Origin of the sequence: Prevotellamassilia timonensis (genome assembly GCF_900106785.1) — a bacterium.
In the GTDB taxonomy this organism is placed as follows: domain Bacteria; phylum Bacteroidota; class Bacteroidia; order Bacteroidales; family Bacteroidaceae; genus Alloprevotella; species Alloprevotella timonensis.
In genome coordinates, this window is the sequence record NZ_LT629845.1 from 1,078,297 (window position 1) to 1,091,444 (window position 13,148).

Below are 13,148 nucleotides of genomic sequence, written 5' to 3' on the forward strand. Positions count from 1 at the left end.
ATACGTAATAATTCGATGCGAAATTTCATCATATCATTACTTGTCATGCTGATTGCCACGAATGTAACGGCACAAACAGCCAATGACAAGGCTGAACAAGCTTACCAACAAAAGGATTATGTGCAAGCTGCTAAAAGCTATGCCCAACTCTTGCCACAAAAAGGCCAAGTAAGCCACAACGCAAAGGAGTTGGAAGCCACATACTACAATTTGGGTAACTGCCACTACAGACTTAAGAATATAGGACAAGCCATTTGGTGTTATCAGCAGGCTCTCAGAATAAATCCTGCTGACGATGATGCCCAATTCAATCTGCAACTTTCACAGACCAAAACGCAAGATAACCTGAACGCATCAACTGGGCTATTTTTTACCACCTTCTTCAAAAAGGCGGTCTGCACTGCAAGTAGTGATACATGGGGTGTCGTAGCGCTCATCATGTTGGTTCTGTGCGTGGCATCTGCTTTGACTTGCAAAATGGGTAAAAGCATAAACATACGCAAAGCAAGTTTCGCTTTCAGTATTATCTTTGGCATATTCACACTATCTGCATACGCTTTCGCATACATTGAGCAGCACTTCATATACCCTGGCACTCAAGCTGTTGTTGTTCAAGAAATACAAACTTACGCATCACCTACTGTCACTTCGGCCAAAACGCGCACTTTGCACGAGGGGGCCATTATTGGTGTAAACGGACGCACAGGCAATAATTGGATAGAGGCCGAATTGCAAGATGGCATGGTTGTATACCTACAATCGGATATCACCCTGCCAAATGCAAATGATTTATGCACTTCACCCATTAGCCCGTCTGTCAAACTTTGGCAGCTTTACTAAAAAAACTCCCACTACAATAAGCCACTCATGGACCAAGCTATAACCTTGCTACTAAACGGCAGTTCTTCGCTCTACCTGGACGGCATCGCATGGACCGCGACACAAACAACCACTTGGTTGGCACTTGCCATTGTGCTGCTATATGTCGTTATTCAGGCAAATGATTTAAGGGGCATTCTGCGCATAATCATCTGCATCAGCCTTTGCATCGCATTGGCCGACCAAGTGGCATCGAGCGTATTCAAGCCCTTAGTAGCGCGCTGGCGTCCGACGCACGACCCCTACATCATGTATATGGTTGATATTGTTCGAGGTTATCGAGGGGGTAACTATGGTTTCTTTTCAAGTCATGCAGCCAACACCATGGCTGTTGCCACCTTTGTCACGTTGCTAATGCGCCGCAAAACGCTCAGTTACTGGCTCGGCAGTTGGGTATTGCTCAACTGTTGGACACGCATTTATCTTGGAGTGCACTATGCCGGCGATTTGTTTACAGGACTCGTGTGGGGTGGCATTGTTGGAGTCGGCATATACAAACTCTTTGTGTTTTGGTCTATGAAAGTGGCACAAACGCAACGGAAAGCGCAATATGCACTCCTTATTGCAGAAAAGCCATATTTTACGACAAGCAATTACACTTTGCACCAATCACATTTATTGATTGCTGCACTACTAACTACATATTTATATATTGCTTTCAAAGCCTTATTCTTTGCAGAATAGGGAAACGTGTCTTTGCATAAAAACAAAAAGAATCAGACGGCCTATAAGCCGGGTTCTGTGCCCATGCACCCTAAAAAGATGCACAGCGCCTGCCATTTATCCGCGCACTTTGTTGCCAAAGTGCTCTATCGTTCTACCCTCCAACGCGCATTTAATACTGTTTAGGCGTTAAATGCTCGGACGAGCAGCCCTCTTACGCTGGTATACATGAACTTTCAACTTCTGACGTGCACAGCACACATGTCACCATGTGCCTGGTGGGCTCTTACCCCGCCTTCTCACCCTTACCCTACTGTTATAGTGACAGCGGGCGGTTATTTTCTTCTGCACTGGTTCACCCTCACGGATGACTTCCAATTAAGAAGCAGAATGCTCTACGTTGCCCGGACTTTCCTCCTGCATCTCAAAAAACGAATGCACACGGCAAGCCGGCCGACTGATTCTTATGTAACGCGAAGGTACAAAAAAATTAACGTCTACGAATGTCGTATGCTCAAAAAAATGTACTTTTGCAAACTAATGAAACGCCTTGCATACATATTACGGCTTTGCTGATTACAAGGATGTTGTCATAAACGTTGCCGATTATATAAGTAGGTGTTCTCTTTGCACTGACGCCTGCCGATTGTATAATATAATTCTGGACACCTACTAATCATACCTAAACCTCATGAAAAAAGGGCTTTTACTCATAGCTGTTGTTTGGCTCTCGACACTGCGAATTTGGGCACAACCAGGACGTACAACAATCTTGGCCCCCAATATACATACTGTAAGACTTATTGTTGACAACCAAATTGAAGCTTTTCCCGTATTGAAACTTAACGATGGTAAAACTCTGGAGGTCAGTTTCGACGACATGACACACGAGTACCGCCGTTACACCTACAAAGTGGAACATTGCGATGTCTACGGCAATGTATCTGAAGATTTATTTGACAATGAGTATGTCAATGCCACGAGCAATGAGGTTGTCATCGAAGACTACGAGCCGAGTCAAAACACAACTGTAAATTACACACATTATTCGTTTACACTGCCTAACACACAAATGCGGCCACTGCTTTCGGGCAATTACCGCATCACCATCAGCACCGAAAATGACGAAGGCAGCAATGTGCCGGTAATACAAACATACTTTGCCATAGTTGACCGAAGAGTCAGCATTTACCCCACATGCACAACTGATACCGACATTGACCACAATAATTCTCACCAACAATTATCACTCAAAATTGACTGCAGCAACTTACTTCTACGTGATGCTGAAAATGAAGTCAAAGTAATTGTCTTGCAAAATCGGCGATGGGATAATGCCGTCATTGGGCCACAATACACAGGCATCAACAACAACACTTTGCTTTGGGAGCACTGCCACAGCTTAATATTCGAAGCCGGCAATGAATACCGCAAGGCCGAATTTCTGTCTACACGCTACCCTGGAATGCACGGCGAAAGTGTTAGATGGATAGATCCATTCTACCACTACACGATGATGACCGATTACCCACGCAAAAATTACCTTTACGACGAGGACAAAAATGGTCTCAGCGTAACAAGATACGACAGCAATGGTGATGCCGATTATGAAGCTGACTACGTCATGATGCACTTCAAACTTGACATGCCATGCTTACCTCAAGACCAACAAGTCTATGTGTACGGGCAATGGGCTGGTAACAACCTTAACCCAACCTGTCGAATGCAATACAACGACTCTGAACAGGCTTACACGGCTGACATCTTGATGAAATGCGGTTACTACAACTACATGTATCTTTGCGCTAAAAACGACTCAGCAAGAGGTTATACACAACCAACCGAGGGCAATTTCTTTCAAACAGAAAACGAATATGATATTCTTGTGTACCACAAGCCAACTGGCACAAGATATTGGCAACTGGTAGGCTGCTTCACACCTATTTATCGAAACAAATAATACTTCCCTACTCCACCACTTTACACCGACATCACACAAACATGTTTATTCAAATACTCGACTTTATCGGCACATTTGCCTTTGCAATATCTGGCATTCGTTTGGCCTCTGCCAAGCATTTCGACTTATTGGGCGCATACTGCGTAGGCTTGACTACTGCCATTGGCGGAGGCACCATGCGAGACCTCTTACTGAGCCAGCCTCCGTTTTGGATGACAAATTCTTTTTACCTTATTTGCACAGGCTTTGCCCTTATTTGGGTAATCATATTTCGCAAGTTCCTCATTAAGCAAGAGAATACTTGGTTCCTGTTCGACACGATTGGACTGGCTCTTTTTGCCGTCGTTGGCATCGAAAAGACACTTGCTGCCGGATTTCCATTTTGGACAGCCATAATTATGGGTACCATGACTGGTGCCGGAGGGGGTGTATTCCGTGATGTTTTTATAAACGAAGTACCACTTATCTTCAGAAAAGAGATCTATGCCATGGCTTGCATCATTGGCGGCATAGCCTACTTCATCTGCTACAAAATCGGCATGGGCAACATTGCTTCAGGACTGATATGCGGCCTATTTGTCATCATATCCCGCATCTTGGCTGTTCACTACAAAATACACTTACCAACACTCAAAGGCGACAACGAGTAAACTGCACAGCTACTTACCACCATGAGCATGATATACCTGCATGTGCCATTTTGCACAAGCCGCTGCATCTACTGCGATTTCTATTCTACCACCCAATCAGCAACTGTCAGACACGAATATGTCAATGCGGCTTGTGCCGAACTTGCCAATCGCAAGAGCTACCTGGCTGACAGACTAATCCAAAGCATATACTTTGGGGGGGGGACTCCATCACAATTACAAATAAAAGAGATTGCGATACTTCTCGATAGTATCAACAAACACTACGATATTGATACCAACGCTGAAATCACGCTCGAAGCTAACCCCGATGATGTTACACCCGACTTTGCACACAATCTGTGCCACCTTGGTTTCAACCGCGTCAGTTTGGGCGTACAGAGTTTCAATGACCGGATATTGAAAATGCTCAATCGACGTCATGATGCAGCTACGGCACAAGATGCCGTACACACCCTGCAACAAGCCGGGCTTGACAATATTAGCATTGACTTGATTTATGGATTGCCCACTCAACTGATGCAAGATTTTTCGTCAGATTTACAAAAAGCCTTTTCATTGCCCATCAAGCATTTGTCAACCTACGCGCTAAGCATTGAACAAGGAACCTTGCTACAACGCAAGATACAATCTAACGAACTTGCCGAAACCGACGAAGACACTTTTATAGCCGAATACGAGATCATGATGCAACAGGCTCACGCACATGGGTTTGAACATTATGAAATTTCGAACTTTGCCTTACCTGGCTTTGAATCAAGGCATAATTCTGGATATTGGAACAACACCCCCTACCTTGGCATTGGACCTGGAGCGCACTCGTTCAACGGTACAGACGAAAGACAATATAACGAGCCGAATTTAGGAAAATATATTTCAGCAGCGGGACTTCCGCCACACACCATCGAGCACCTCACGCTCTCCGATCAGTTTGACGAGCAAGTATTTACATCTCTACGCACCCGCAAAGGGCTCTCGCTCAAAAACTTGGAAAAGAGGTTTGGCGAAGCATGGCTTGAAGACTTGAAAAGAGCTGCGCAAAAACATATCTCCAGTGGAAGCTTGACTTTCAACAACAACACGCTATGCCTCACACGAAAAGGTATTATGACAAGTAATGATATCATCAGCGACTTGATGCGTGCAGAATAAGTTGCAACCAGAACACCAACTTAGCCCCAATAACAGATTGTGCAATCTGCCATTGGGGCTTTTTGCTTGACTTGTAAAAGAGTTGCGTGTTATCAACAATCATACACGCACCGCATATTCTTCTCAAGTTGTGCTGCCGAACTTGCACCAACGAGTACACTTGTTACACCCTTTTGGCGCAATATCCATGCAAGTGCTTCTTCTGCCAAGGTCTTCCCCTGAGCAGCCGCTTCCATATTCCATGCCTTTAAGTTGTCCAACAATTCTGGTGTAAGAGCCGAATGTTTCAAAAAATGCTCCTTAGCCATTCTGCTATCAGCAGGAATGCCATTGATATAACGGTCTGTTAGCAGCCCCTGTGCCAAAGGCGAAAACGATATAAAGCCAATGCCCTGTTCTGCGCAGTAATCCAATATTCCTTGATCCTGCGGTGCACGATCTATCAAGTTTAAGCGTCCTTGATAAATCAAGAGCGGGCAATCACGTTCCTTCAAATATTGGTAAGCGAACTTCAGAGCCTCCAACGGCCAACGACTTATGCCAAGATACAAAGCCTTACCTTGTTTAACCACATCGACCATAGCTTGCAATGTCTCCTCCAAAGGTGTGTTTGGATCATAGCGATGGCTATAGAACAAGTCCACATATTCAATGCCCATACGCTTCAAACTTTGGTCAAGACTTGACATCAAATATTTGCGCGACCCCCAATTTCCGTATGGTCCGGGCCACATGTCATATCCGGCCTTAGTTGCAATAAACAATTCGTCACGATAAGGAGCGAAATCGTCACGCAGAAGGCGTCCCAAAGTTTCTTCTGCACTACCTGGAGGGGGGCCATAATTGTTTGCCAAGTCAAAATGCGTAATACCATGGTCAAAAGCATAATGCGCTATTTCACGGCAACGAGCATACGAATCGTCACCCCCAAAATTATGCCAGAAGCCCAAACTTACCTTTGGCAAGAGCACACCACTCTTTCCACATCGCTTGTACAAGATGTCTGCAGCATCATACCTGTTTGCACAAGCCCGATAATTTTGTATTGGTTGCATGTTATCCATATTTTGTTTTAATGATAATAACGAATGCAGAGTACCCTGCACACATTTGCAAATATCGGCATTTCTAAGCACCACACAACAAATAACGCCCCAAAAAACTCATAATAGTTTTCTGGGGCATCACTTTTGTTTTGTTTTAATACTGTTCTTACTTCATGTCATTATGTTGGTTCATCAGTATTTCCTCGCCGTTCGTGTTATAAAAAGCATATTGCAAATAAGCTAATTTTTGGTTGGGATAAACCCTTACGCCCATACCATACTTCATTTGCCAGCGTCTTTTGATTGAGAAAAATCCCTGGTTTATATATGCGGCTACAAACGGGTGCACATAAAGGCGGAAACGCTTGATGCCAAGTTTGTTTACCAAAGTGTCAATCTTAGTTTCAAGAGAATCAGTAAACAATATGCTGGGCTTAATTTTTCCTGTGCCACCACAAGTAGGACAAGTCTCCTCTACGTTGACATCCATTACCGGACGCACACGCTGACGCGTAATCTGCATCAATCCAAACTTCGAGAGCGGCAAAATGCTATGCTTAGCACGATCCTTACGCATGTTCTCAACCATGCGCTCGTAAAGTTTTTGGCGATTTTCGGGCAAGTTCATGTCAATAAAGTCGACCACAATGATACCACCCATATCGCGCAAGCGCAATTGACGTGCTAATTCGTCTGCGGCACCAAGGTTCACATCAAGCGCATTAACCTCCTGTCCTTCCGAGCTTTTTGATCGATTACCACTATTCACGTCAACAACATGCAAAGCCTCAGTCTGTTCTATTATCAAGTAAGCGCCATGCTTGTATGTTACGGTGCGACCGAGCGAAGTCTTAATCTGTTTGGTCACCGAGAAATTGTCGAATATGGGCACAACCCCCTTATACAATTTCACAATATCCTTACACTCAGGAGCAATCAAGCTCACATAGTTGCGCACCTCGTTGAACACCGTCTGATCGTTGACATAAATGTTCTCATACGAAGGATTAAACAAGTCACGCAGCAAAGCTACAGTGCGACTTGTCTCCTCATAGGCCAACTGTGGCAAGGTCAATGCCTCGCGGCGAGTTTGCTTCACCTTAGCTATGGTGTTTTCCCAACGCTTGAGCAAAATTCGCATTTCGTTGTCGAGTTCCGCCACACGCATGTTCTCAGCCACCGTACGTATAATCACGCCAAAGCCCTTAGGCTTAATGCTTTGAATGAGCTGTTTCAATCGCGTGCGTTCAGCTCCCGACTTGATTTTCGACGATACCGATATCTTTTCGCTAAATGGAATCAATACAAGGAAACGGCCTGCAAATGAAAGTTCCGAAGTTAATCGTGGACCTTTGGTATTGATAGGTTCTTTCACTATCTGCACCAATATTTCCTGTCCAACTTTCAGCGTGTTTTGTATACTGCCGTCCTTGTCCAGGTCAGGCTGTTTGCCCACCTTGTCGAGTGTCACATTGCGTCGCCCATCTGCAATTAACTGCAGATATTTCTCTTGAGCATGATAGCGTGTGCCCAAGTCCAAATAATGCAGAAAGGCATCACGCTCAAAACCAACATTCACGAAGCAAGCATTCAGTCCTGGCATGAGCTTGCGCACCTTTGCCAAATAGATGTTTCCTACCGAAAAATGCTCAGAACGTCCCTCGCGCTGGTACTCAACGAGTCTTTTATCCTCGAGCAACGCGATGGAAATATCCTTTTTCGTAACATCTACAATAACTTCGCTTGTCATGAATATAAATATAATTCTTTCGAAAGTAGTCTGCCCACACATCAAATATTAACTGTGCACCAGCTACCTTCATTTAAGTAAAAAAGAACGAGCAAACGAGTAATCATGCTCCTTTCGGAGCCATAACTTTAGCTCGTTTACTCGTTGGTGGGTTAAAAGAGACTCTTGCTGAGAGCCGTCGAGCCTTTACTTGCTCTTATGACGATTCTTGCGCAGTCTTTTTTTACGTTTGTGAGTAGACATCTTGTGTCTTTTCTTCTTTTTTCCGTTAGGCATACCTATTACGTTTTATGGTTAATTATGTTAGTTATATTTTAAGCTTTCTGACTTTTATCTTTCACCGACACGGCAAACTCCTTAGCAGGCTTAAATGCAGCAATATCGTGCTCTGGTATGATGATAGTGGTATTGTTTTGCATGTTACGGGCAGTCTTTTCAGCACGGTGCTTCAAATAGAATGTGCCAAAGCCACGCATACTTACGCTCTTACCATCGAGCAACGCTGTCTTTATTTCGCCTGTGAAAGCCTCCAACACCTTCGACACAGTGTCGCGGTCGAAACCCTTCTTGCTTGCTATAGCCTTGATGATTTCTGATTTAGTCATTCCAGTTTAATGTATTTAGTTTAATATTATTTTTGCCAAAGCGACTGCAAAGATACGAAATCTTACTGATTTAGAACGCATTCACTCTGATTTTTCAACTAACTACACTGGAATTTTCTCTATTCTGCGCACATGGCGTCCACCTTCAAACTCTGTATTGAAGAATTCGTCCATTATGTCGTGTGCCACCTTCGTATCGATATAGCGTCCGGGCATAACCAACACATTCGCATCGTTGTGCAAACGCGTCATGTGGGCTATTTCAGGAATCCACACCAATGCAGCTCTAATACGTTGGTGTTTGTTCAGAGTCATCGAGATACCTTCGCCACTGCCACAAATTGCAATACCCTTATCCACCTCACACTGCTCTATGCCACGGGCCAGCGCATGTGCAAAATCAGGATAGTCGCAACTGTCTGTCGAATATGTACCATAATCTTTATATTCAATTCCCTTGGCTTCAAGGTACTCCCTTACATACTGTTTCAGTTCAAAACCAGCATGATCACTTGCAAGTCCTACCATTTTCTTATTTGATTTTACTTGTTCAAGTACGCCAATACTTCCTTATGGATATTCTGAGGCGTAAATCCGAGTTTCTCGTCAAGCACCTTGTAAGGAGCACTGAAACCGAAACTTTCCAAGCCATATACCTTACCATTTGAGCCTGCTATGCCTTCAAAAGTCACAGGCAAACCAGCCGTGAGGGCAAAAATCTTGCCACCCGTTGGCAACAGAGCCTCTTGATATTCCTTGCTCTGACGGCGGAACAAGCCTTCGCTCGGACAACTAACTACACGGGCACGAACACCATCAGCCTTAAGCAGAGCTGCAGTATCAACCAAAGTAGCCACTTCCGAACCTGATGCCACGAGTATTACATCGGGATTTGCTTCCTTCACTACGGCATAAGCGCCATGTAATATACCCTCGTGATAATCAGTGCCAGCAGGCAAGTCGTTCACATTCTGACGGCTGAAAATCATGGCAGTCGGTGTATCCATGTTTTCCATTGCCATGCGCCAGCACTCTGTTACAGCATGCACGTCACAGGGGCGGAGTACACGTACACTGTCGCGTCCGCTGTGATTTTTCAACTTCTCCATCAAGCGAATTTGAGCCTCCTGCTCCACAGGTTCGTGAGTTGGGCCATCTTCACCTACACGGAAAGCATCGTGTGTCCAAACAAACTTAACAGGCACTTCCATCAGCGCAGCCATACGTATGGCGGGCTTCATGTAGTCTGAGAACACGAAGAATGTACCCATGGCAGTTATGATACCACCATGCAGCATCATACCTATGCAAACACAAGCCATTGTCAGTTCCGACACACCAGCTTGCAAGAAACCACCAGCAAAGTTGGTACGCGTGATTTCTGTTGTATGCTTCAAGAAGCCGTCCGTCTTGTCCGAGTTACAAAGGTCAGCAGACGATACAATCATGTTGGGCACATACTCTGAAAGCAAGCTCAAGCAAACTGAAGAGCCATTACGTGTGGGCGAATTGGGCTTTTGTTCCACAGTTTCCCAAGGTATATTGGGCAGTTTGCGAGCCATCCAGTCATTGAGTTGCGATGCCTTTTCAGCATTATTCTTCTCCCACTCATTTTCTTCAGCACGGCGGGCAGCTACAATCTTACGAAGTTCGGCCTTGCGCTCTTCGTACATCTGTTTTACCTCATCGCGAATAACGAAGGGATTTTCAGGGTCACCGCCCAAATTCTTAATAGTGTTCACATACGCGCCATCGCCAAGCGGGGCACCATGTGTCTTGCAGTTATGTTCGTACGAAGTGCCATCAGCCTTGCGGCAGCCCTTGCCCATCACACAATGACCGATAATCAAAGTAGGACGTGCAGTTTCTTCATTAGCAGCCTTCAGAGCCTCGCGGATTTGATCTGCATCATTGCCGTCAATTTCCAGCACATTCCAATTCCAAGCGCGATACTTCATGCCTGTATCCTCTGAAATCACAGCCGAAGTCTCGGTTGACAACTGAATTTCATTGGCATCAAAAAACATGATGAGGTTATTCAAACCAAGGTGACCCGCAAGACGTCCTGCGCCCTGCGATATTTCCTCTTGCACACCGCCATCTGATATATAGGCATAAATCTTTTCCTTGTCAAAACCAGGGTTCCCAGTACGTGCATACAACGCCTTGGCAGCGATAGCAGCACCTACTGCAAAGGTATGACCTTGTCCCAACGGACCGCTCGTGTTTTCAATACCACGCTCTTGGCACACCTCCGGGTGTCCAGGAGTAACCGAACCCCATTGGCGGAATTGCTTCAGCTCATCTATTGTATAGTTGCCAATCAATGCCAATTGTGAATATAGCATCGGCGACATGTGACCAGGGTCAAGGAAGAAACGGTCGCGGCAACGCCACTTGGCATCTTCGGGGTCGAAGTTAAGAAATTCGGAATAGAGCACGTTTATAAAATCTGCACCGCCCATGGCACCGCCCGGGTGGCCCGACTTTGCACGTTCTACCATACTCGCAGCCAATATACGTATATTATCGGCGGCAAGATTCATGAGTTCTTTTGAATGTTGCATTGACATTGCTATATTCTTTTTGTTTTTGTAGCAAAATAACTATTTGTGTGCAAAAGTACAAAAAATTCAGTAGGACTATCCCTTTTATACGAAAAAACTATATACTCACAGCACATTACACCCTCCTAACAGAAAAAAGATTGCCGCTTTTACGCCCATTATCAAAGAAAAATGCTAATTTTGCCACCGCTTATGCCATAAGGCCATTCGGAGCAACACGCAACAGATGGGTCCTTATATAAATAGGCGTAATAACACTGAAATACAAACAGAAAACAGTAAAATGGATATTCAATTTCAAAAGATTGGCAAAGTTAGTGGCGAACTCACCATCAACATGGCCAAGGCTGACTACGAAGCCAACGTTAACAAGTCTCTCAAGGAATTAGGCAAAAAGGTACAAATGCCCGGCTTCCGTCCCGGTCACGTTCCCGCAAGTCTTGTTAAGAAAATGTACGGTACCCAAGTTAAGGCTGACGAAGTAAACAAACTTCTGCAGGACAGCCTTTTCGACTATATCAAGAGCAAGAAGATTGACATGCTTGGCGAACCCCTCGGCAGCGAAAAGCAAACACCGCAGGACATCGAAAAGCAAGATGACTTCACTTTCATCTTCGACATCGCCATCGCGCCCAAGTTCAAGGCCGAACTTAACAACGAAGACAACATCGACTACTACGACATCGAAGTTAGCGACGATATCATCAGCAAGCAACTCGGTGCACTCCAGCAGCAGGCTGGCCACCCCGAAGATGTAGACTCTTACGAGCCCAAAGACATTATGCGTGGCACTTTGGCCGAACTCGATGAGAACGGCCAGCCCAAAGAAGGTGGCTTGGTTATCGAAACAGCCTCTTTGATGCCCGAATATTTCAAGAACGACGACCAGAAGAAAATCTTCGATGGCGCCAAGAAGAACGATGTAATCACCTTCAACCCCACTACTGCCTACGAGGCTAACGAGGCTGAGTTGATGTCATTGTTCAAGATCGAACGTGAAGACGTGGCCAACCACGCTGGCAACTTCAGTTTCCAGGTTAACGAAATCAGCCGTTTCGTACCCGCCACACTCGATCAGGAGTTCTTCGACAAGGTTTTTGGCAAGGACGAAGTTAAGAGCGAGGACGACGCACGTAACAAAATCAAGGAGAGCATTCACGACCTCCAGGTTAACGACAGCGACTACAAGTTCATGCTCGACGTACGCGCCTATATGGAGCAGAAGGTTGGCGAGTTGGAATTCCCCGACGAATTGCTCAAGAAAATCATGAAGGCCAACAACAAGGACAAGGACGAAAAGTTTGTTGAGGACAACTATGCCAAGAGCATCGTCGAACTCAAGTGGCACCTTATCAAAGAGCAGCTTGTCAAGGCCAACAAGATCAAGGTTAACGACAAGGACATAAAGGCTGCTGCAGTTCAGGCCGCACGCTTCCAGTTTGCCCAGTATGGCATGAACAACATTCCTGACGAATACCTCGAAAATTACGCTCAGGAAATGCTGAAGCACCAGGAGCAGGTTAACCAGTTGGTTGACCGTTGTGTTGATCAGAAACTTGCTGCCGCCCTCAAGGAGGTTGTTACACTCAACCACAAGAACATCTCATCTGAGGACTTTGCCAAGATGTTTGAAGAAAACAACAAGGCTGACGAGGCACAAGCCTAATATAGTTCTTACAAACTAAGCACCGGGGCACACAGGGCTATCGAGGCTGCACGCTATTCGCCATAAAGAGCTTCCCACCCCTCCCCGACACTTATTAAACTACATTCCAAATGTGCAAATATACGAATGCGCAAATGAGAGAGCTTTGCTACAAACGCTGTCCCATCAAAGCATGAGCATATTTGCACATTTGCCATAACAAGTAACACC

General features: G+C 45.2%; 11 protein-coding genes and 1 other RNA gene. 6 read left to right on the forward strand and 6 right to left on the reverse strand.

All coding sequences use genetic code 11. The features are described from left to right. Window positions 1-15: 15 nt before the first annotated feature. The gene (locus BQ5453_RS12995; protein WP_071123509.1) at window positions 16-840 is read left to right on the forward strand and encodes a tetratricopeptide repeat protein; all 825 of its coding nucleotides are present in this window, start codon (window positions 16-18) and stop codon (window positions 838-840) included. 27 nt (window positions 841-867) lie between these two features. Next, on the forward strand, window positions 868-1,563 hold the full coding sequence (locus BQ5453_RS13000; protein WP_071123510.1) for a phosphatase PAP2 family protein: 696 nt from the start codon (window positions 868-870) through the stop codon (window positions 1,561-1,563). 28 nt (window positions 1,564-1,591) lie between these two features. On the opposite strand, the gene rnpB is transcribed toward BQ5453_RS13000, so the two are convergent. Continuing rightward, window positions 1,592-2,003, reverse strand: an RNA gene (gene rnpB, locus BQ5453_RS13005) — RNase P RNA component class A. 311 nt (window positions 2,004-2,314) lie between these two features. Between rnpB and BQ5453_RS13010 the strand changes: the two genes are divergently transcribed. From BQ5453_RS13010 to hemW, 3 genes are read left to right on the forward strand one after another with little or no spacing between them, the layout of a single operon-like run. Continuing rightward, a complete protein-coding gene (locus BQ5453_RS13010; protein ID WP_161942432.1) occupies window positions 2,315-3,502 on the forward strand; it encodes a type IX secretion system plug protein in 1,188 nt (395 codons plus the stop codon). 41 nt (window positions 3,503-3,543) lie between these two features. Next, window positions 3,544-4,152, forward strand: a complete 609-nt coding sequence (locus tag BQ5453_RS13015; protein ID WP_022102066.1) for a trimeric intracellular cation channel family protein — start codon at window positions 3,544-3,546, stop codon at window positions 4,150-4,152. A gap of 21 nt (window positions 4,153-4,173) precedes the next feature. Continuing rightward, entirely contained in the window at window positions 4,174-5,304 is a 1,131-nt protein-coding gene (hemW, locus tag BQ5453_RS13020) for a radical SAM family heme chaperone HemW (RefSeq protein WP_071123512.1), read from the forward strand. Window positions 5,305-5,396: 92 nt separating this feature from the next. On the opposite strand, the gene BQ5453_RS13025 is transcribed toward hemW, so the two are convergent. From BQ5453_RS13025 to BQ5453_RS13045, 5 genes are all read right to left on the reverse strand, one after another. Then, entirely contained in the window at window positions 5,397-6,359 is a 963-nt protein-coding gene (locus BQ5453_RS13025) for an aldo/keto reductase (RefSeq protein ID WP_071123674.1), read from the reverse strand. A 157-nt stretch (window positions 6,360-6,516) separates the two neighbouring features. After that, window positions 6,517-8,100 (reverse strand): Rne/Rng family ribonuclease, encoded by a 1,584-nt coding sequence (locus BQ5453_RS13030; protein WP_071123513.1) that lies wholly within the window; start codon window positions 8,098-8,100, stop codon window positions 6,517-6,519. A 314-nt stretch (window positions 8,101-8,414) separates the two neighbouring features. Beyond that, window positions 8,415-8,705 (reverse strand): HU family DNA-binding protein, encoded by a 291-nt coding sequence (locus tag BQ5453_RS13035; RefSeq protein WP_022102061.1) that lies wholly within the window; start codon window positions 8,703-8,705, stop codon window positions 8,415-8,417. Window positions 8,706-8,807: 102 nt separating this feature from the next. Then, window positions 8,808-9,233, reverse strand: coding sequence for a ribose 5-phosphate isomerase B (gene rpiB, locus BQ5453_RS13040; RefSeq protein ID WP_071123514.1), 426 nt, complete (start codon window positions 9,231-9,233; stop codon window positions 8,808-8,810). A gap of 14 nt (window positions 9,234-9,247) precedes the next feature. Next, the gene (locus BQ5453_RS13045; RefSeq protein WP_202614971.1) at window positions 9,248-11,272 is read right to left on the reverse strand and encodes a transketolase family protein; all 2,025 of its coding nucleotides are present in this window, start codon (window positions 11,270-11,272) and stop codon (window positions 9,248-9,250) included. Window positions 11,273-11,555: 283 nt separating this feature from the next. On the opposite strand from BQ5453_RS13045, the gene tig reads away from it, so the two are divergent. Continuing rightward, window positions 11,556-12,938 carry a trigger factor gene (gene tig, locus BQ5453_RS13050; protein WP_022102058.1) on the forward strand — a complete coding sequence of 461 codons (1,383 nt, stop codon included), beginning with the start codon at window positions 11,556-11,558 and terminating at the stop codon, window positions 12,936-12,938. Window positions 12,939-13,148: the final 210 nt, after the last annotated feature.

Coding starts and splice junctions, on each gene's coding strand:
- BQ5453_RS13025 (WP_071123674.1), bottom strand. CDS start 6,359: ATGCAACCAATACAAAATTATCGGGCTTGTGCAAACAGGTATGATGCT.
- BQ5453_RS13035 (WP_022102061.1), bottom strand. CDS start 8,705: ATGACTAAATCAGAAATCATCAAGGCTATAGCAAGCAAGAAGGGTTTC.
- BQ5453_RS13015 (WP_022102066.1), top strand. CDS start 3,544: ATGTTTATTCAAATACTCGACTTTATCGGCACATTTGCCTTTGCAATA.
- rpiB (WP_071123514.1), bottom strand. CDS start 9,233: ATGGTAGGACTTGCAAGTGATCATGCTGGTTTTGAACTGAAACAGTAT.
- BQ5453_RS12995 (WP_071123509.1), top strand. CDS start 16: ATGCGAAATTTCATCATATCATTACTTGTCATGCTGATTGCCACGAAT.
- tig (WP_022102058.1), top strand. CDS start 11,556: ATGGATATTCAATTTCAAAAGATTGGCAAAGTTAGTGGCGAACTCACC.
- BQ5453_RS13030 (WP_071123513.1), bottom strand. CDS start 8,100: ATGACAAGCGAAGTTATTGTAGATGTTACGAAAAAGGATATTTCCATC.
- BQ5453_RS13000 (WP_071123510.1), top strand. CDS start 868: ATGGACCAAGCTATAACCTTGCTACTAAACGGCAGTTCTTCGCTCTAC.
- hemW (WP_071123512.1), top strand. CDS start 4,174: ATGAGCATGATATACCTGCATGTGCCATTTTGCACAAGCCGCTGCATC.
- BQ5453_RS13045 (WP_202614971.1), bottom strand. CDS start 11,272: ATGCAACATTCAAAAGAACTCATGAATCTTGCCGCCGATAATATACGT.